The 20137-nt window shown below is 47.2% G+C and carries 13 protein-coding genes; 9 read left to right on the top strand and 4 right to left on the bottom strand.

The features are described 5' to 3' along the window. Positions 1-545: 545 nt before the first annotated feature. The 4 genes from GWO68_RS13185 (at position 546) to dgt (ending at position 7373) form a co-directional block, all read left to right on the top strand. Positions 546-935 carry a BlaI/MecI/CopY family transcriptional regulator gene (locus GWO68_RS13185; protein ID WP_162346928.1) on the top strand — a complete coding sequence of 130 codons (390 nt, stop codon included), beginning with the start codon at positions 546-548 and terminating at the stop codon, positions 933-935. Beyond that, a complete protein-coding gene (locus GWO68_RS13190; RefSeq protein WP_162346929.1) occupies positions 932-3001 on the top strand; it encodes a M56 family metallopeptidase in 2070 nt (689 codons plus the stop codon). Before GWO68_RS13185 ends, GWO68_RS13190 begins: the two co-directional genes overlap by 4 nt. Positions 3002-3316: 315 nt before the next feature. Next, complete coding sequence (locus tag GWO68_RS13195; RefSeq protein ID WP_162346930.1) at positions 3317-5422, top strand: T9SS type A sorting domain-containing protein; 2106 nt, start codon at positions 3317-3319, stop codon at positions 5420-5422. Positions 5423-5999: 577 nt separating this feature from the next. Then, positions 6000-7373 carry a dGTP triphosphohydrolase gene (dgt, locus tag GWO68_RS13200; protein WP_202923756.1) on the top strand — a complete coding sequence of 458 codons (1374 nt, stop codon included), beginning with the start codon at positions 6000-6002 and terminating at the stop codon, positions 7371-7373. Between the two features lie 228 nt (positions 7374-7601). On the opposite strand, the gene polA is transcribed toward dgt, so the two are convergent. Further along, positions 7602-10442 carry a DNA polymerase I gene (polA, locus tag GWO68_RS13205; protein ID WP_162346931.1) on the bottom strand — a complete coding sequence of 947 codons (2841 nt, stop codon included), beginning with the start codon at positions 10440-10442 and terminating at the stop codon, positions 7602-7604. 199 nt (positions 10443-10641) lie between these two features. Between polA and GWO68_RS13210 the strand changes: the two genes are divergently transcribed. After that, on the top strand, positions 10642-11181 hold the full coding sequence (locus tag GWO68_RS13210) for a hypothetical protein (protein WP_162346932.1): 540 nt from the start codon (positions 10642-10644) through the stop codon (positions 11179-11181). An 893-nt stretch (positions 11182-12074) separates the two neighbouring features. On the opposite strand, the gene GWO68_RS13215 is transcribed toward GWO68_RS13210, so the two are convergent. The 3 genes from GWO68_RS13215 to GWO68_RS13225 all read right to left on the bottom strand — a co-directional run bounded on the left by GWO68_RS13215 (position 12075) and on the right by GWO68_RS13225 (position 13982). Then, positions 12075-12869 carry a TPM domain-containing protein gene (locus GWO68_RS13215; protein WP_162346933.1) on the bottom strand — a complete coding sequence of 265 codons (795 nt, stop codon included), beginning with the start codon at positions 12867-12869 and terminating at the stop codon, positions 12075-12077. Between the two features lie 6 nt (positions 12870-12875). After that, positions 12876-13313, bottom strand: coding sequence for a TPM domain-containing protein (locus GWO68_RS13220; RefSeq protein WP_162346934.1), 438 nt, complete (start codon positions 13311-13313; stop codon positions 12876-12878). Between the two features lie 90 nt (positions 13314-13403). Next, the gene (locus GWO68_RS13225) at positions 13404-13982 is read right to left on the bottom strand and encodes a LemA family protein (RefSeq protein WP_162346935.1); all 579 of its coding nucleotides are present in this window, start codon (positions 13980-13982) and stop codon (positions 13404-13406) included. Between the two features lie 191 nt (positions 13983-14173). On the opposite strand from GWO68_RS13225, the gene GWO68_RS13230 reads away from it, so the two are divergent. The 4 genes from GWO68_RS13230 to GWO68_RS13245 all read left to right on the top strand — a co-directional run bounded on the left by GWO68_RS13230 (position 14174) and on the right by GWO68_RS13245 (position 20064). Beyond that, positions 14174-15175: a sugar phosphate nucleotidyltransferase gene (locus GWO68_RS13230; protein ID WP_162346936.1), complete on the top strand. Its 1002-nt coding sequence runs from the start codon at positions 14174-14176 to the stop codon at positions 15173-15175. Between the two features lie 45 nt (positions 15176-15220). After that, positions 15221-16078, top strand: a complete 858-nt coding sequence (locus GWO68_RS13235) for a LytR/AlgR family response regulator transcription factor (RefSeq protein ID WP_162346937.1) — start codon at positions 15221-15223, stop codon at positions 16076-16078. Between the two features lie 132 nt (positions 16079-16210). Further along, a complete protein-coding gene (locus tag GWO68_RS13240; RefSeq protein ID WP_162346938.1) occupies positions 16211-17524 on the top strand; it encodes a TraB/GumN family protein in 1314 nt (437 codons plus the stop codon). Positions 17525-17868: 344 nt separating this feature from the next. Next, positions 17869-20064: a prolyl oligopeptidase family serine peptidase gene (locus GWO68_RS13245; protein ID WP_162346939.1), complete on the top strand. Its 2196-nt coding sequence runs from the start codon at positions 17869-17871 to the stop codon at positions 20062-20064. Positions 20065-20137 lie beyond the last annotated feature (73 nt).

Here is a 20137-nt window from a genome sequence, read left to right on the forward strand (position 1 = left end):
CAGGACCAAAAAGCCAATTGTTAGCCAGTTTTAAATTCACCCGCTAATACAAACACCCCTCTGCGCTCCCCTCAAGGGGAGAATTTGCTAGAACTTAACGGCCCTGCCCTTTGAAGGGGGCAGGGGGGATGACAAACAGAAACTATAGAACTATAAGACAACTATAGCAAAAGCATGAACTCCCCACTTTAGAGGGGCAGAGGTGTGTTTATACAAGAGCCTTTCTTCTCAGTAACAAGATCCTTCCAGGATGACAGAAAAAGAGGTAAAAAAGCTCCCTTCCTTAGACTACCGGGAACGAGAGTTGGAGGTAGCGAGCGTGGCTCTGGGGGCAGGAGTTGGTTGGATCAACAGTTATGATAAAGTATAACCTGAGCTATAGAAAACTAACAGCTATAAAACATTCTTTCACTTCCCAAATCCGCTTGCTAACTACCTTTTTATAGTATCTACGAAAAAAATCGTAAATAAAGTTTCTATTTACGAAAACATTCGTATAACTTGGTATGCAACATAAACACCCTAACTCTTATCTTTTAAAAACTATGAACCAGAACCAATCTTACAAACCTACCGACGCTGAACTGGAGATCCTCCAGGTGCTGTGGCAAAACGGGCCCTCCACCGTTCGTTTTGTGCACGACATCCTCAGCGAAACCAAAGATGCCGGCTATACTACTACGCTTAAGCTTATGCAGATTATGGCCGAAAAAGGTATACTGGAAGCTGATAAATCCAGTAAATCGCATGTGTACAGTGCGTTGCTGTCAGAAGAAACTACGCAGCGCCGCCTCCTCGACCGTTTCCTGGATACGACCTTCCGGGGCTCGGCATCTAAGCTGGTGATGCAGGCGCTTGGCAGCCAGCATACATCTAAAGCAGAAATTGATGAAATAAGAAACCTATTAGATAAACTGGAAGGAGGCAACTCATGAACCTGATCTCACAACTGATTTCGGAAGGCTTAATAAAAGCCCTCGGCTGGACATTGCTACACTCACTGTGGCAGGGTGCGTTAGTGGCTCTTACGCTAGCCCTTTTAATGATATTGTTGCAACGGCACAAAGCCACGCTGCGCTACTACCTGGGTATTGGTGCCATGTTGCTGCAGCTACTTTTTTCGGCGGGCACATTTAGTTATTACTATGTTTCAGTAAAAGCTGCTTTACCTGCAACGGCAACATCCGGTACGCTATACTTCTCTGGGGCTACAACTATAGTTCCGGCTACACAAACCGCCGACTGGTCGCGGCCGCTAACGGTAGCTCAACTATACTTTGAGCAACATCTGCCGCTTATAGTTACCTTATGGTTGCTGGGCCTGGTGGTAATGGCCTTGCGCTTTATGGGCGGACTGGCTTATATGCAGCGGCTGCGCTACCGTGCTAACCTATTAGGCGACAAGTGGCAGGATATAAAACAAACGATAGCTACCCAGATAGGCGTGAAGCAGGCCATAATGCTGGCAGAATCGGCGATGGTAAAAGTGCCGATGGTGATTGGTTTTGCGAAGCCGGTGATACTGCTGCCGATTGGGGCGGTTGCAGGTCTGAGCACCGCGCAGGTAGAAGCTATACTTGCCCACGAACTGGCACATATCCGCCGGAACGATTTCCTGGTAAATCTGCTGCAATCTATAGTTGATATCCTGTTCTTCTATCATCCTGCTATCTGGTGGATGTCGGCGGTGGTGCGCGACGAACGCGAGAACTGCTGCGATGACATGGCGGTAGCTGTCTGCGGAAACTCGCTGGTATATGCCCGTGCCTTAGCTGCCATTGCTGCTATGCAGTTGCCGCAGTCGTCTAAGCTTGCTATTGCGCTTGCCGGCCGTAAAGGTTCATTGCTTGGCCGCATTAAACGGTTGGTAGAGCAGCCTGCCTTAAGGCCAACTTTTTCAGAAGGTTTTATGGCGGCCCTCGTGGTTATAGTTGGGGCGGTATTTTTATCGGCAGGTGCTATGGCCAGCATCAAAGACCAGCAAACCCCCGACCATGAGATTCCGGTTAAAACAACGCTGCTTGAGGAAAGCCCAGTTACCAAACTCCCTGAAACGTTAGAAGACGAAAGTTACTCGGCCCACGCTTATACGGTGCAGGATACAATGGGGCATAAGCAGGATGTAGTGATCATTAAAAACAAAAAAGGCAAAGTAACCGAGCTGTATGTAAACGGCAAACAGATACCTAAGGAAGATATTGAAGAATATCATAACGTAATAAACCAGCGCCTGCAGGCTACTAAAACCGCACCAAGAGCCAGCCGCGAAGAAGTGAGGCGACAGATTATAGTTGAGCGTGAAGCTGTAGCCGAAGCGCGCAGAGATAATGCTGCTAACCGCGAGGAAAGACGCCGCTACAGAGTGGATGTAGACAGGGATGGATTAGCTATACCTCCGATGCCACCAATGCCGCCAATGCCTCCTATGGCACCAATGCCACCTATGCATGCCGTACCTCCGGTTCCGCCTGCACCCCCTATTGCACCCCTCGACCTGGATGGTAAAAACAAAGAAGAAGCTAAAAAACAGCAGAAAGCCTATGAGCAGGCCATGAAGGAGTATGATAAAGAAATGCAGAAATTTGAGACAGAACTGAAAGCCTATGAAAAGAAAGTAGAGGCCAGCGCTGCCAAACGCGTGGAGGTGGATGTACGCAGAGAGCAAGTGCACCGCGAAGATGCTACCCGCCGCCATGCCGAGGCCATGGAGCGCCACAAGCTAAGCATGAAACGTCACGACGAAAGTATGAAGCGGCACGAAGAAATGTCGGCTGTGCTGGATAACGTAAATGCTGAGCTGATAAAAGACGGACTCCTGAAAAAGAATGCAGACAAAGTAGACTTTAAAATAGACAACACCGGCCTGTACATTGATGGCAAAAAGCAGCCGCAGCAAGTATACACCAAATACCGCAACCTGCTGAAAACAAAAGACGGCAAGCCGATGAACTATACGTACAAAAAAGACGGTACCAACCGGCAGATCATGCTAAACGACTAACTATAAACCAGGCTAACACGCTTATTTCCCGGAGAAGGACCCCCAGTTGGTGGTCCTTCTCTGATTTTAGAGTTTCGGTAAGGTGAGCTAGGTTGGCAGCAGATAGTTTTAACAGATAATTGAGTAACTTGAACTATAATAAACACGATAGTATACCATTACACTGGGCCGGCCTATAGTTTTAAGGAAAGAAAGTAGCAGTTTGTAAGGTCAGGTACCTTTTATACACTTACACCGTATTTTGCGTAATAGCAGAGTAGCTGTTGAGACTCCGGTATCACCCGCACCTGTTACAACTATACTTATAGCTCCTTTATGAATAAACTCTACAACAGTTGCCTGGTAGCGCTTACGCCTGCGCGTTTCAGGGTATGGCTGCTTTTCTTCAGCTTGTTTTTAACGCAAACGCTTTTCGCCAGCGATAATGTACACATGATCCCGGTTAGCCTGCAGGAACGCGTGCAGGCCGCAGATATGGTAGTTGAAGGCGAAGTGATCTCCAAAAAATCTTTCTGGGATGCCTCCCGCGCCCGGATCTATACTTCCAATATCGTTAAAGTATACAAGGTTTTTAAAGGCACGCTGCAACCAGAGCAACTGGAGGTAATAACAGAAGGCGGCACTGTTGGCCTCGACAAACATGTGTATACTTCGGTATTATCGTTAAGCGTGGGGCAGCAGGGCATGTTTTTTCTGCAGCGCCAGCAACTACTGGCAACTACACCGGGCCGCACCAACTATAGCTCACGCCCTTATGCCGCCGAGCAGGGTTTTATCAGGTATAATGTGCGTACCCAAACCGCAAAAAGCGTATTCGACAGCTATGCTTCTGTGGAGCAGGTATACCAGGCGGTAACTAAAACAACAGGCACCAACTATAGAACGATTAATACAAATCAGAAACTGCTTGTAAAACCGCAGCAGCAAAACCAGCGCAGTGCAGCTATACCTGTTGTTACTTCGTTTAGCCCCCGCGAGGCAAGTGCTGGTACCAAAACGGTACTAACTATAAATGGCAGCGGCTTCGGTAGTTCGCGCGGCACAGGCTCGGTTGCCTTCCGGAACGCAGACGACGGTGGCAAAACCTTTACCACCGCTCCTGTTGATGCCTACCTTTCCTGGACCAATACCCAGATAAAAATGTACATCCCGTCGGCCGGGTCAGATGACGGAACAGCCGGCACCGGCGAACTGAAAATAACTGCCGCCGACGGCACTATAGTTACCACTGTTGATAAGATCACGATACCATTTGCTTACAGCAATATTTACAACGAGAACAAGTCGTACCAGCCAAGGCTGATAGACGATGACGGCGAAGGCGGGTATACCATCCGGTTTGCGCCCAGCATGCAGGGTCGGCCTAGTGCCCAGGAGGGTTTCAGGAGGGCCATGAACAGCTGGATCTGTACCACCAACGTGAACTGGAAGATAGGCGCGCCTATTACCAAAGAAAGCAGCACTGCCGATGGCGAAACCATTATCCGGTTTGCACCGGGCTCTGATGTGGGGGCTGGCGTGCTGGCGCGTACCCTTAGCCAGTACCGCGGCTGCACCAATACTGACACAGGCCAGACCGAGTGGTGGCTGTCGGAGTTTGATATGGAAATAAACAGCAACATAAACTGGCAGTATGGTCCAGGTGGTCCGGGCCCGAACCAGTTCGACTTTGAGACGGTAATGTTGCACGAGTTAGGACATGCGCACCAGTTGGGGCACGTAATTTTGCCAAATGAGCCGGCCATTATGGCTTATTCCCTGGAGTATACAAGAGCTATAAGAGGCCTGAGCCCGGCAGACATAGAAGGCGGAAGATTTATAATAGCCCGCAGCCAGGAACCTAACTTCTGCGATAAAGATCCGATGGTGCCTAAAACAGACAGGGCATGCGAAATAATCGAGCTTAAAGCAGACTATACGACCGAAGGCGATGTTTTAGTAACCTGGAATCCAACCTCCGAAGCAAACATCAGCCGTTACATAATAGAGCGGAGCGCGAACGGGAAAAACTTTGAAGACATTGGGACAGTTGCAGCATCCGAAGCCAACTCGTTTTTAGACACAGACCCGCTGCAAACATTTGCCACGTACAGGCTGCGCGTAGTTTACACCGATAACCAGGAGCGTTACTCTGATTTGGCGGTGGTCATAAACCCTGCCATGCTGTATAAGTTTGAGGTTTCGCCTAACCCTGTTGGTGCCGAAGAGAAGTTCAATATCCTGTTTCTGGTTAACGGCAACACTCCGGTGCAACTATACTTATATGACATGACGGGTAAAGTTGTCCGCAGTTCTAAGGTTACGTTTACCGATGCTAACATGCCGCTAGAGTTTGACTTGCAAGGGCTGGCCCCGGGCATTTACGTACTTAAATGGAGTTCGGCAAAAAGCAGTGGTACCACAAAAATAATGAAACTATAGTCACGCGCATCTCACTTCATCAGCGATGGGCCGGGACACACTTTCCGGCCCATCGCTGTTTTATACCTATAGCTTCGGAGTACAAATAAAAAACGGGCGTGCAACTTGCTTTCGCAAATGCACGCCCGTTGCACAAACTCTAACACTTTATTTTTGCGTAGCTGCAATTAATAGCCTGTTGGCAGGCCTTCTGTATTATTTAGAGCTGCTTGTTTTGTTTATAGCTTGGAAAAGGTAAAAGGATCTGCAGCAAAAAAACATTTTTAAAAACAGCTTTGCAAGCCTATTTGCAACGCGGTTGTAACATCAGGTTTTATCGCTTTTATTGCTGGAAAAGATCATTTGAGCTATATAGGGCTATATTCGCTGTTAAAAAAATCGGGCTTTAAGCGAGATTTGTAACATTGGGGCACTTTAAAATTTACGCACGCTAAGCCGGTAGTTTATTTATACAGATACAACTATATTTGAAGTATAGATGCCGGCGCTATAGTTAGCGGCCGGCCAATTCTTAGTTTCATATCCTTACTGCGGGCGTGTAAATCTGAAACCTGCATGGCAAAGTATATTTCTCTTTATGACATTACCTACCACCACCTGGGCCAGATTGATCTCTAAAAAACGCTTCGAGAGTGCCGATAAAAAGTATACTTCTGATGAGTCGGTGCGGGGCGAGTTTCAGCGCGACTACGACCGTATTGTGTTCTCGTCGGCGTTTAGGAGACTGCAAAACAAAACCCAGGTAATGCCTATGCCCGAAAGCGATTTTGTGCACACCCGCCTTACCCATAGTTTAGAAGCATCGGTGGTTGGGCGTAGTTTAGGTCGTATAGTTGGCAAAAGTATACTAGAGCGTAATCCTCAATTAACTATAGAAAAACACATACAGGAAGCTGATTTCGGGGATATAGTGGCTGCTGCCTGTCTTGCCCATGACATTGGTAATCCGCCTTTCGGGCACTCCGGCGAAGATGCTATTTCTGCTTATTTCGAGAGCGAAGCTGCACAGCCTTTTATGCAAAACCTGACCGAAGCCCAGCGCAAAGACCTGCAAAGCTTTGAGGGTAATGCCGCCGGTTTCAGAGTGTTGACCTATACGTATCCGGAGCACTGCAATTTATCCGGTGGCTTGAGCCTGACTTATACTACACTGGCAACTTTTACCAAATACCCGAAAGAGTCGCTGCCTGTGATAAAGCAAACAAAAAATACCAGCGAGAAGAAGTACGGCTTCTTCCAGACCGAGAAAGACTGGTTTAATACTATAGCTACAGAGCTTGGCTTGTTACGAAAAGGCGATGGCGAAACCGTTTTTTACCACCGTCACCCGCTAGCCTTTTTAGTAGAAGCTGCCGACGACATTTGTTACCGTATCATCGACTTTGAAGATGGGTTGAAGCTTGGCCTCGTTCCACATGAAAAAGGCATTGCCCTGCTGAAACAAATCCTGAACGACGACCCGAACCGTGTATCAACTATAAAATTCTATGACTGGCGCGAAGAAATAGGCTATTTGCGTGCCCGTATCATCGGCAAACTGATTGACGAATGTTCCGCTGTTTTTCTTTCAAACGAGGACGCATTATTAGCCGGTACTTTCGATACGCCGCTCATCAACCTGCTGGATTGCAAACCAGTGCTAGACGAGATCAAAATGCTTTCTATTGAAAATATATACCGCAATAAACCCGTGCTGGAGATTGAAGCTGCTGGCTTTGAGGTGCTGGCTGGATTGCTGGATGCCTGCATGAAAGCCGTGTTTCTACCAGAATCAAAACGCCACCGCAAACTTTCTGACCTTATCCCGACGCACTACATTAACCTGCCAGACGGAGTTACAGATTACGAACGCATCATCCACATCACCGACTTCGTTACCAGCCTGACAGACCAGGCCGCTATTAACCTGTTCAGGAAAATTAAAGGTATAGAGTTGCCAAGGATGTATTAGAAGAATTACGAATTATTGACCCTCAACTACTATTGTCATCTCGAACAAAGTGAGAGATCTAATACAGCTTTTTTCTGAGATAGATTTCTCGAATGACAAATGTGGAACTATAGGACTTACAAGATCCCTCTACCACCGCTCGGGATGACCGTGAAGAATGGTGCATAAAAAAAGCGGTGGCTGGAATTATACTTCCAACTACCGCTTTTAACTATAGTTTAAGATATCTTAGTGTGCTTCGAGCCAGTTGTCGCCAACTCCTAAACCAACTTCCATTGGTACGCTAAGCGGTAGAGCATTTGTCATTAGCTCTACAATTTTCGGGGTTACAATCTCCACTTCATCTTTTGGCGTATCGAACAGCAATTCGTCGTGTACCTGCAGGATCATGCGGGTTTTCAGGTTTTCCTGCTTCAGGTACTCGTGTATGTTGATCATCGCAATTTTGATGATGTCGGCAGCGGTACCTTGAATTGGGGCATTTATGGCGTTGCGTTCAGCAAAACCGCGGATGTTCTGGTTGCGGGAATTGATATCGCGGAGGTAGCGGCGGCGACCCAGCAGCGTTTCTACATATTCATCTTCGCGGGCTTTGTTAATGGCTTCATCCATGTACTCCTTCACAGCCGGAAACTCCTGGAAATAAGCTTCTATAATATCAGCAGCTTCGCGGCGAGGGATGCTTAAGCGCTCTGCCAGACCAAATGCCGAAATACCGTAAATGATACCGAAGTTTATAGTTTTAGCTTTGCGACGCATCTCACCATCTACCTGGTCGAGCGGCACATGAAACACTTTGCTGGCCGTGGAAGCGTGAATATCCAATCCATTCTTAAAGGCTTCTTTCATGGTTGGATCGCCACTGAAATCAGCCATAATGCGAAGTTCTATCTGAGAGTAGTCGGCGGAGATGAGCAGGTGTTTGTTATCTCTAGGCACAAAGGCTTTACGTATCTCGCGGCCACGCTCGGTACGAACCGGTATGTTCTGCAGGTTGGGGTTGGTAGAGCTTAGTCGGCCGGTAGCGGTTACAGCCTGGTTAAAGGAGGTATGCACACGGCCATCCAATGAGCAAACCAGTTGCGGCAGCGCATCCACGTAGGTAGATTTTAGCTTAGTAAGCTGACGATGATCCAGTATAAGCCTTACTATTTCGTGCTCGCCAGCAAGCTTAGATAAGATCTCCTCGCCGGTAGCGTGCTGTCCGGTTTTGGTTTTCTTAACCTTACTTTTGCCATGTAGCTCCAGCCTGTCGAACAGTATCTCTCCTAGCTGCTTTGGCGAGCCGATGTTGAACTGTATACCGGCTATTTCAAAAATGCGTTTCTCCAACGTGATGATCTCGCTCTCAAGTTGCGTCGAGATATCCGCCAGCGCATCCGAGTCTATCGTTATACCTTCGCGTTCCACATCAGCTAAAACCTGCACCAATGGCGTTTCCACTTCATGGAATAGCTTCATTAAACCGCGTTCCTGCAGCAGTGGCTCGAAGTATAGTTTCAGGCGTAGGGTAATATCGGCATCTTCACAGGCATAATCCTTCACATCCTCCGGTGCCAGGTCCGACATATTTTTCTGGTTCTTGCCTTTGGGCCCTATCAGGTCGGTAATCGGAATTGGCGTATAGTTCAGGTATGTTTCTGAAAGCACATCCATGTTGTGGCGCATCTCCGGTTCCAGTAAATAATGCGCGAGCATGGTATCAAACAACGGCCCCTGCACTTCTACGCCATAGTTTTTAAGCACCATGATATCGTACTTAATGTTCTGGCCAACTTTCTGGATAGCCGGATTCTGGAGTACGTTTTTGTAAAGGCTAACTATACGAAGCGTTTCTTCCTTGTCGTTTGGCGGTACCGGAATGTAATAGGCTTCGCCGGGGCGGTAGCTGAACGACATACCAACTAGACTAGCTGTGATGGCATCTATACTTGTGGTTTCAGTGTCAAAAGAAATCTCTTCCTGTTTCTCTAGATAGCTTACCAGGCTTTCGTGCAGTTCGGGAGTATTGATGAGGTGATAATCAGCCATCGAGTTTTTGAAACTGCGCATCACAACAGGAGCTGCAGCCTCAACTATAGTTTCTTCTGTAGCCGTATCTGTAGCTCCGAAAAGTGACGTTTGACCGGAGTCTGAAGTTTTGCGTTTTGCCGTTTTGGTAGCTACACTTGCTGCCGCAGCAGCCATCGGTTGACCTAACACACGCTGGGCTAACTGCCGGAACTCCAGTTCGTTGAACAGATTGATCAGTTGTTCTTCGTTGGGTGCGTCGCAATGCAAACCTTCTTCACTAAACTCCAGCGGCACATCGCAGTGTATGGTCGCCAGCTCTTTCGACATGATTCCCTGGTCCGCGAAGTTCTCTACGTTCTCTTTTTGCTTGCCTTTCAACTCATGCGAGTTGGCGATCAGGTTCTCTACGGAGCCATACTTCTGAATCAGCGCTTTGGCTGTCTTTTCGCCGATGCCCGGTATGCCCGGAATGTTATCTACCGCATCACCTTGCAAACCAAGTATATCTATTACTTGGCTTACATTCGAGATCTCCCATTTCTCCAGCACTTTGTTCACATCCCATACTTCCACGGCATTACCCAAAAAGGCAGGCTTGTACAAGAACACGTGCTCCGTTACCAACTGGCAATAATCCTTGTCGGGAGTCATCATGTACACATCAAAACCGGCTTTTTCGGCCTTGCCGGCCATCGTTCCAATAATGTCGTCGGCTTCATAACCATCCAGGATGAGCACCGGAATGTTGAAAGCTTCTACAATCTTTTTACAATAAGGTATAGCCAGCGAAATATCTTCGGGCATGGCCTGTCTGTTGGCCTTATAAGCAGCAAAGTTATCGTGACGGAACGTTTTAGCAGCCGAATCGAAGGCGACTCCAATATGCGTTGGTTTCTCTTTTTGCAGCACTTCTACCAGTGTGTTGGTAAAGCCGAGCGCTGCGCCCGTGTTCATGCCTTTCGAGTTTATTCTGGGATTCTTGCTGAACGCAAAATGTGCCCGGTAAATCAGGGCCATGGCATCCAGCAGGAACAGTTTTTTTCTTGGTTCGCTCATAGTATAAAGGTAGCGTGTGTGGCTATTATCTGCAAATCTAAGGTTTAGCGTAACAATTAGGCTTAAATAGGATTTTACAGATTTTTATTCAGCAATTGCTTGTCCGGTTTTGATTTGTATACGTTAGATAGGGCAACAGTTGTGCGTTATAAAAGCGCCAACCCTCCCTATCTGAATAGTATATTTTAAAGCTGAACCGATGGCAAAGTTTTTACTCACCCTTTTTGCTGTTATAGTTATGTGCAGCTATGCCAGTGCACAAAAATTATCCCTTACCCAAAACTTTAGTTCTGCCCTAAGTATAACTGATACGATTGCTACAAAACCAATGCTTGCCGTTTCAGGTCCTATGCGGCAAATGGACTACTTAGCTTTGACGCCTAATGAAGAAACTATAGACGTTGAGCGAGATGCCATAGAAGAAGCAGCTAAGCTGAGGATACAGGCCAGAACCGATGCAAAAGCTTACTACAAACCGAAAGGCGTTTTCTGGGGAACTTTGGGAACCACTATTTTATATCCAGCTGCAGGTTTGTTAACAGGAGCTGTAGTTTCGATAGTGCCGCCAGTTATAAATGATGAAGTAAACCCGAATGCGCATTTAATGAAGGATAAGGCCTATGAAGAAGCGTTTAAGAAACAGGCACATCGGAAGCGTTTCGGTAATGCCGCGGCTGGTTTTGGTATTGGAGTTGCGGTGTTGGGGATTGTGTCGAAGGTTATAGTTGGTGGGTTGTAAGGTGTATTTTTGTCATTCCGAGCATAGCCGAGGAATCTTATATGTCCTATAGTTGACATTACTTGCTATCTGAACCAAGCTATCCTTTCAAACTTCTTGTATTCTTGGGAGCTTTACTTACCTATCGTTTCAATCTAGCTTTGGTGCCCTCACGGCCGGGAGGCCCCGTCTTCGGGCATCGCGCTGCTGCCTTCTTGCTATCCTCGTTCCTCGGATTGGCTGCGCCACCGCAACAAGTCAAAGGCGCTCAACCCAAAGACTGTGATTAGTTCGATAGTAAAACTATAGCTATAGTTTGCTTATTCTCTTTTAGTTGAAGTAGATCAGCTTTTCTCGTGGTTGTAGTTCGGTAGGGACAGGTCGCGACCTGTCCGCCGCTTGGACTGTAATTATGAGACTACAAGCTCAACTATAGCAGAGAATTCCCCTCTTGAGAGGGGCAGGGGTGTGTTATAGCAAAGGCTTAACGCATCTTTCCACAAGATCCTTCCAGGATGACAAATAAAGTAGTAAGTAAAAACTCCCTCTCCTGTTTTGGGGGTAGGGGCCCTCTTCAAAAGGAGAGGGTTGGGGAGAGGTAAAACAAGGGTGGTTGGATAACACGAACTATATAACTAAAGTCAACACCATTGCAAGCTTGTCCCTCGCGGGCCAGTTGCATCTGGAGATACAACACCTTAGATAGTCACGAGCGTGGACGCTCTCGCCAGTAATTACTAACTTTAAAACTAAAGCCCTGAAGCTAGCAGGAGCTGCGCACACTGCCAGGTATCAATCCTGCTATCCCTTAAAATCCTGTAAATCCTGATTCAGACAGAAACAATAAAGGAGACAGAGCCTAAGCCCCATCTCCTTTATTCGTAATTCTTCATTATTAATTCGCAATTATAACACTACCAACTGCTACTAGCGCCGCCACCTCCGAAGGAACCACCGCCGAAGCCGCCAAAGCCACCTCCACCTCCTCCGAAGCCGCCTCCTCCGCCACCAAATATGCCACCGCCGGTTCGGAATGTGCCGAAACCACCAGGAATAAAGATTGGTCCGCCTAAAGTGCGGGAATATCCTCTGCCACCACGGCCGCCGCCACCACCTCTAAACCTGGAAAGTATAAAAAGTATAACTATAGCCAGGATAAAAATGGTCATCAGTGAAGGGCCGCCACCGTCTTCGTAGCTGGTTGTTGGGTCGGCCTGGTAAGCGCCCATTGAACGGGTAATGATAACGTCCGTCGCTTCGTTCAGGCCTTTGTAAAATTCGCCCTGTTTGAAGTTTGGTTTTATAACATATTCAGTAATCTCCTTTGCCTTTGCATCTGGCACCAGGTGTTCCATGCCGTAACCCGTGCGCAGCGTTATTTGCCGTTCATCCTTTGCAATCAGAATCAGAATACCATTGTCATTTTTCTTACCGCCTATGCCCCATTGCTCACCCAGCCTGTCAGCGTAATCGGCTACTTCGTAATCGCCGATGGAGGTAAGCGTAACTATGGCTATTTGTGTGGACGTGGTATCGTTATAGTTTACCAGTTTCTGTTCGAGGGCAGCTACTTCTTCCTGGGTTAGCATGCCGGCCATGTCGTTAACCAGGCGCGGCGGGTTTGGCCGTGGCGGAAAGTCCTTGTCCTGGGCAAAAACCAGCAGGCTCAGGCATAGAAGGCACAGGAAAAGTATAGCTTGTTTCAGCATAGGTTCTTAGTGTCCGAAGGAGATGTCGTCGCTTAATTCGTTTTTGTCTCCTTCTTTGTTGTAAGGGAAATGTGCTTTAAGTTGCTGGCCTGCCATTTTAATACCGTTGGCCAGGCCAGTGGCATAGTTTTTCTGCTTAAAATGGCTGATCACTTCTTCCGTAATATCTTCCCAGAAATGGTCGGGCACAATGGCATTTATACCGGCATCGCCAAGTACGGCAAACTGGTGGTCTTTGATGGCTATGTAAAAAAGTACGCCATTGCGCAGTTTGGTCAGGTGCATGTGCAGCTCAGCAAATACTTCGGTGGCACGGTCCAGCACATCACCCTGGCAATGGTTCTCAATGTGCACGCGTATCTCACCGGACGTATTTTGCTCCGCTTCCTGAATGGCAGCCAGAATCAGCTGCTCATCTTCAGGGGTTATTATGTCTTTGGGCATAGTTTGAATGGTTAAATTGTTGGATTGTTAAATTGTTATCACAGTATGTGAGTCAACCATTTAACAATTAAGCCATTAAACAATTAAACACTAAAACTGTACCGTCGGAGCTTTTTGTGCGCCTGCTTCGGCTTCAAAATAACCTTTCTTCTCGAAATCGAACCAGCCGGCTATAAAGTTACGCGGGAACGAGCGGATGTAAGAATTATAGTCCTGCACGGTTTCGTTAAACTTGCGCCTTTCCACAGAAATGCGGTTTTCAGTACCTTCCAGCTGCGCCTGCAACTCCAGAAAGTTCTGGTTGGCTTTCAGGTCTGGATATTGCTCTACGGTAACCAGTAAGCGGCTTAATGCACCCGATAACTCGCCTTGTGCCTGCTGAAATTTTTGAATATTTTCAGGTGTCAGTTCATCTGCGCTGATATTCATGCTGGTGGCTTTGGCGCGTGCTTCAATAACACGTGTCAGGGTTTCCTGCTCAAAATTGGCAGCGCCTTTTACGGTGTTTACCAGGTTAGGTATCAGGTCGGCGCGACGCTGGTAGGCGTTTTGTACGTTGGCCCAGGCAGCTTCTACGTTCTCATCTTTGGCTACCATTTCGTTATAACCACACGACGACTGCGAAGCCAGTATTACAAATCCGATCAGGTAAAAAAGTAGTCTTTTCATAAGTTTATGTTAGGTAGTAAGTATACGGTATAGTTGTGCGCGTAAGGCGTTATCATTACGAAATTATGGCACCATCGTTTAAAGTTAGTCTTTTTATATTAACTAAACGCAATATTAAGAATGTGTAAGCACAGTGGTTTATAGTTTAGATTATTGCTTTAATTTAATATATTAGCAGAAATGTATAGTTTATGAAGGCAGTTATCCCGGTAGCAGGTATAGGTTCAAGGCTTCGTCCGCACACGCATACGCAGCCTAAATCGTTGCTGCCTGTTGCCGATAATACGATACTTGGCCACATCATAGACCGCCTTTCTGAAGCCGGAATTACAGATTTTGTATTCATAATCGGGTACCTGGGCGAGAAGATAGAAAGGTATGTAAAGCAGAAGTACCCGCAGCTACACGCAGAGTTTATAGTACAGGAACCCCGCGAAGGCCTGGGTCATGCCCTCTGGATTGCCCGCCATACTTTCGAAAACGAACCTAGTGTGCTCATCATGCTTGGCGATGCTATCGTAGACACCGACCTGCAACCTATACTTGACGCGCCTTACTCGGTGCTGGGAGTGAAAAAGGTAGAAAAGCCGTCGTTGTTTGGCGTTACAGAAGTAGGCTTAGATGAGTTTGTGACGAAGCTGGTAGAGAAACCCAAAATACCGAAATCGAACTTTGCGCTTGTCGGACTATACAAAATTGCCAATCCTAAAAAGCTGATCGAGTCGCTGGAGTATATTATAAACGAAGACCTGCGCACCTTAGGCGAATACCACCTGACCGATGCCCTGATGCACATGATTAAGTCGGGGGAGAAAATGGTGAAATGGAACATAGACCAATGGTTTGACTGCGGCCGTAAAGACACCCTGTTAGAAGCCAATGCTTTACTGCTGAACCGCCCGCACCTGCGCCACATCAACTATAGCCAGCAATTTCCGGGGAGCATTATCATTCCACCGGTAACGATAGGTGCCGAGTGTACCATTACAAATTCTGTGATCGGGCCGAATGTTGCTATCGGTGAGAACACCACTATTACCAGTTCTATACTCAGCAACTCTATCATCGGGTCTTTTTCGGAGCTGCAGTTTGCCGTGATGCATGATTCTATTATCGGGTCGGATGCCAGCTTTAAAGGGCTAAGCCATAGTCTGAACATCGGCGACAGCACCGAGATCAATTTTGGTCAGTAACAAAGTGTAACTTAACTTACGAAGTATAAAACCAGCCAGCGCTGCATGTTCTCTTTTTTAGCCCAGCCTTACCCCGCCCGCGACCCGCGTTTTTCAAAAGCAATCCTTCAGGCCTTGCTTTCAGGCTTCCTGATCGCGTTTATACTAATCGTTTTTCAGCCATTCGGGAGTTATAACTGGCAGCATCCTTACAAGAATGTTATACTTGGCGGCTTTGGTTTGGTAGCGGTTGTAGTTAACCTAACAGATTTTATAGTTACGCAACGGTTGTTTAAAACCCATTTTTCTGAAAACCGCTGGACCGTCTGGAAAGAGATATTGCGCAACATGGCGGGTTTTGTGCTGGCCGGGTTTTTCTGTGTAGTATATGGTTACTTTGCCGGGCTGATGCCTTTCTCGCTGATGCAGGTAACCTACATGGTGGCGGTGTGTTTTATGGTGGGCGCTTTTCCGGCAACTATACTTATACTGCTTAACTATGCTTACCTCTCGCACAAGTACAGCGCACCTTTTCAGCCAGCTCCACAAACTCAGCCAACTATAGTTACGCCTTCTGAAGACACGCTTACCTTAACTGCCGAAAACGAAAAAGACACGCTAACCATAGCAGCTGATAGTTTGCTATACATTGCCGCCAGCGACAACTACTGCACCGTGTTTCACATGGAAAACGAGAAGCTGCACAAGACACTTTTGCGCAGCAGTCTAAGCCGCCTGGAAAGCCAGATCAACTATAGCCGCATCGTGCGTTGCCACCGCTCGTACCTGGTAAATCTGGATAAAGTCACTTCAATTTCGGGGAATGCGCAGGGCTATAAATTATACTTTGATGTGGCTGTGGAGCCGGTTCCGGTTTCACGATCATACAACTCGGTTGTGAAAGAGCAAATGCTGGTTTGCTAACTGCCCCAGAAAGCTGCATTTCGCCCCTGTAGTTTGCCAAATACCCCAAAACCTTGCATTCAGGCCCTTTTCTGAGCGCGGCTTTTTACCTGCCTATACCTTTGGCGTTATAATCATCAAACAAAAAACGCCATGAAAAAGACCCTCAAAAGAATCGCGCTTGTACTTATAGCCACTCCGTTTGTGCTTGCTACTATAGCAGCTATCGTTTACTTTACTTATGCCTTGTTAGCGGTTGGCGGCGAGAGCACGCAGCACCAGGCTTACCTGAAAAAACACATGCAGGAAGTAACCTTAGGCGAGAATAAGTTCGATATTTTTGATGAAGCTTTTTATAACAGCAAAGTGATCATGCTGGGCGAAGTACACGGCTTTGCCAAACCGCAGGAACTGGACTTTGAGCTACTGAAACACCTGAACCAGAAAACCGGCCTTACCCACTACCTTGCCGAAGTAGACCACAGCCAGGCTTATTTCCTGAACCAATATTTAGCTACCGGCGACGAGAAATTACTAGATTACGTGTACCAGACCTGGGTAGACCTAAACGCACAATGGGCCAACAAAGAGTCTTACAACAAGATGCAGAAGATCTATGCCTATAACCAAACACTCCCAACCAATAAGCGCATAACTATAGTTGGTGTAGACAGAATTCACGACACCGATGTTACCAAACGGCACTTAACCGAACTGCTTCAAACCGCAAACTATAAAACCGGATCAGATGCTATAGTTGATTCTTTAACGCAGCATTTAACGGATAGCACTACAGAGAACGACGCGCTGAGAACCTTCGCCAGCAACAACCTGAAAGCTGAACTTGAGCTGCCACAAACTATAGCAACAGAGCTACAGCACATTTTCACTAACCTGCACTACCAGCAGCAAAACATTGCCCGCGACAGCGTCATGTTCCTGAACCTGAAAAATCTGGCTTACACCAATAACTGGCAGAACGAGCAGTTTTACGGCATGTGGGGCCTGATGCACATGCTACAAAACAAAGTAAACGGCGGCTATACTTCGTTTGCAGCACACCTGAAAAACAACGACTCCCCATTCAGAAACAAGATCACCACGATAAACATTATGGCTACCGACAGCGAGAACATGATTCCGGCGGGTATGATGCCGAAGTCTATCAACAAGGGGCAGGCTTATGTAAATACTACCTGGGTGAACAGCGACGGCCCGATGGTATTTGTGAACGGCATTAAAGACCTGAAAGCAGTTACGAAAGAAAACTCTGTAGCTATCTTTAAACTGAATGCACAGGATTCGCCTTATAAATCTTCAGCCTTACTCTCTAATACCAGCGTACTAATGCCGGGCCAGGGTGGTGTGAAGCCGGATGCTGAGAACGCAACTATAACACAGGCTTGCCAATACGTGGTACTTATCCGTAATTCTAAAGCTGCAACGCCTATAAAAGCCATGTTGTAAAAAGCTATACATGGCGCGAGTGTCCTCGCTCGTGACTTGCTATAGTTGGGCGTCCCGCCCAGTGGATCTCAGATCCACTTTTATAGTTAGTCACGGATCACAGATCCGCGCCAGCAATGATGCAGGAGTAATTGTCCCCTTGAGGGGACCGCAGGGGTTTAATCGTGCACGAGGTCTTGCTGCTAATCAAAGCTATTGCAACTTAAACCGAATTTAACATCGCTATAATCCCCTCAGAGGGATAGTTCGCTTTACCATGACCTAACCGCAACTATAGCCCTTTTCAGGATAATTACTTATCTTAGCTTTTCCCGTATCACAATTAAACTCAGACGGAAAACATTATGAAAAAGACCACTGTTCTACTGCTGGCTGGCGGCCTAACGGCTGTGTCGGCATGTAAATCATCGCAAACCGAAACCACAAGTGTGAATACTGAAACTACTACGGAAGCCACCGCAACGGCTGAAACTACTTTAGATTACCCCGATACCAAAAAAACAGACCACGTTGATACTTACCACGGCAAGCAGGTAGCTGACCCGTATCGTTGGCTCGAAACGCATACCGACGAAGTAGACCAGTGGATAAAAGCGCAGAATGAAGTAACGCAGGAATACCTGGGCGATATTGACTTCCGCGACAACATTAAGGCACGCCTGACTGAGATATGGAATTACCCGAAATACGGCGCTCCGTTTAAAGAAGGCGGCAAGTATTACTTCTATAAAAACGATGGCTTGCAGAACCAGAGTGTGCTGTATGTGCAGGAAACCCTGGAATCTGAGCCAAAAGTATTCTTCGACCCTAACAAATTGTCTTCTGATGGAACAGTAGCGCTGTCGGCGTTTGCTTTCTCTAAAGATGGAAAGCATGTAGCGGTTGGTACATCAAGTGGCGGGTCTGACTGGAACACGTACCAGGTAATGGATGTGGCGACCGGTAAAATGCTGAATGATAAACTGGAATGGGTGAAATTCTCTGGCCCGAGCTGGTACAAAGATGGTTTCTTCTATAGCCGTTACGATGCCCCAACCGAAGGCAACAAACTGGCCAACAAGAACGAATTCCACAAAGTATACTACCACAAAATTGGTACGCCGCAAAGCCAGGACAAACTGGTTTACGAAGACAAAGCACACGCCCTGCGCAACTTCTACGGCCAGACTACTGATGATGAGCGCTTCCTGATCCTGAATGCATCGGAAGGCGCCAGCGGAGCAAACGCGCTATACTATAAAGACCTTACTGACCCGAAATCAACTATAAAACCTATAGTTGACAACTTCGAGAGTGAGTACAATGTGGTGGACAACTTCGGTGACAAACTGCTGGTGATGACGAACAAGAATGCCCCACGCTACCGTTTAGTGATGATCGATTCGAAAAAACCACAGGAAGCAAACTGGAAAACTATAGTTCCGGAATCTGCTAACGTAATGCAAAGCGTGTCTACAGTGGGTGGCCGCATTATTGCCAGCTACATGAAAGATGCTACCAGCCAGGTTGTAGTTTACGACCAGAACGGCAAGCAACTGAACACGGTAGAATTGCCGACCTTAGGTACAGTTAGCGGCTTTGGTGGCGACCAGAAAGACAAGGAGACGTTCTTTACCTTTACATCGTTTACCTACCCGCCAACCATTTACCGTTACGATGTACCGAACAACAAAGTAACCCAGTTCCGCAAAACCGAAGTGAACGTAGATACCGACGCTTTCGAAACAAAGCAGGTGTTTTATACTTCAAAAGATGGTACCAAAGTGCCGATGTTTATCGTGCACAAAAAAGGCCTGAAACTGGATGGCACGAACCCAACTTACCTGTACGCTTACGGTGGCTTTAACATCTCGATGACGCCAAGCTTCAGCATTGCCAACATGCTGTGGCTGGAGAACGGTGGTGTTTATGCGATGCCAAACCTGCGTGGTGGTGGCGAATACGGCGAAGACTGGCACAAAGCCGGCATGACGCCAAACAAGCAAAACGTATTCGACGACTTTATCGGTGCTGCCGAGTACCTGATCAACCAGAAGTATACTTCATCTGAAAGACTGGCTGTAGCTGGTGGCTCTAATGGTGGTTTGCTGGTAGGTGCCTTTATGACACAGCGCCCTGAACTGGCTAAAGTTGCCCTGCCTGCAGTAGGTGTAATGGATATGCTACGCTTCCATAAGTTTACGATTGGTTGGGCGTGGGTGCCGGAATATGGCTCGTCAGATGATGCTGCTCAGTTCGAGAACCTGTACAAATTCTCGCCGCTGCACAACATTAAAGAAGGCGTGAAATACCCAGCAACCTTAGTTAAAACAGCCGACCACGACGACCGCGTAGTTCCTGCTCACTCGTTTAAGTTCATCTCTGAGCTACAGGCAAAAGGCGCTCCGGGTAATCCATATCTGATCAGAGTGGATGTGCGTGCAGGCCACGGTGCCGGTAAGCCAACATCGCTGGTAATCCAGGAGTATGCTGATACTTATGCGTTCATCTATAAAAACATGGGCGTAAATCCTTACGAAGGCGAAGCTCAAAACAAATAACACAAGTATAAATCTGCCATTTGTACTTCAGCCGCGCTGCCTGCTATAGGTAGCGCGGCTTTTTGTTATAAGC

Source organism: Pontibacter fetidus, from assembly GCF_010119545.1.
In the GTDB taxonomy this organism is placed as follows: Bacteria; Bacteroidota; Bacteroidia; order Cytophagales; family Hymenobacteraceae; genus Pontibacter; species Pontibacter fetidus.

What these genes read in the sequence shown, in the direction of transcription:
- dgt (WP_202923756.1), top strand. Translation starts at nt 6,000, where the DNA reads ATGACATTACCTACCACCACCTGGGCCAGATTGATCTCTAAAAAACGC.
- GWO68_RS13195 (WP_162346930.1), top strand. Translation starts at nt 3,317, where the DNA reads ATGAATAAACTCTACAACAGTTGCCTGGTAGCGCTTACGCCTGCGCGT.
- GWO68_RS13185 (WP_162346928.1), top strand. Translation starts at nt 546, where the DNA reads ATGAACCAGAACCAATCTTACAAACCTACCGACGCTGAACTGGAGATC.
- polA (WP_162346931.1), bottom strand. Translation starts at nt 10,442, where the DNA reads ATGAGCGAACCAAGAAAAAAACTGTTCCTGCTGGATGCCATGGCCCTG.
- GWO68_RS13215 (WP_162346933.1), bottom strand. Translation starts at nt 12,869, where the DNA reads ATGCTGAAACAAGCTATACTTTTCCTGTGCCTTCTATGCCTGAGCCTG.
- GWO68_RS13235 (WP_162346937.1), top strand. Translation starts at nt 15,221, where the DNA reads ATGTTCTCTTTTTTAGCCCAGCCTTACCCCGCCCGCGACCCGCGTTTT.
- GWO68_RS13240 (WP_162346938.1), top strand. Translation starts at nt 16,211, where the DNA reads ATGAAAAAGACCCTCAAAAGAATCGCGCTTGTACTTATAGCCACTCCG.
- GWO68_RS13190 (WP_162346929.1), top strand. Translation starts at nt 932, where the DNA reads ATGAACCTGATCTCACAACTGATTTCGGAAGGCTTAATAAAAGCCCTC.
- GWO68_RS13220 (WP_162346934.1), bottom strand. Translation starts at nt 13,313, where the DNA reads ATGCCCAAAGACATAATAACCCCTGAAGATGAGCAGCTGATTCTGGCT.
- GWO68_RS13210 (WP_162346932.1), top strand. Translation starts at nt 10,642, where the DNA reads ATGGCAAAGTTTTTACTCACCCTTTTTGCTGTTATAGTTATGTGCAGC.
- GWO68_RS13225 (WP_162346935.1), bottom strand. Translation starts at nt 13,982, where the DNA reads ATGAAAAGACTACTTTTTTACCTGATCGGATTTGTAATACTGGCTTCG.
- GWO68_RS13230 (WP_162346936.1), top strand. Translation starts at nt 14,174, where the DNA reads ATGAAGGCAGTTATCCCGGTAGCAGGTATAGGTTCAAGGCTTCGTCCG.
- GWO68_RS13245 (WP_162346939.1), top strand. Translation starts at nt 17,869, where the DNA reads ATGAAAAAGACCACTGTTCTACTGCTGGCTGGCGGCCTAACGGCTGTG.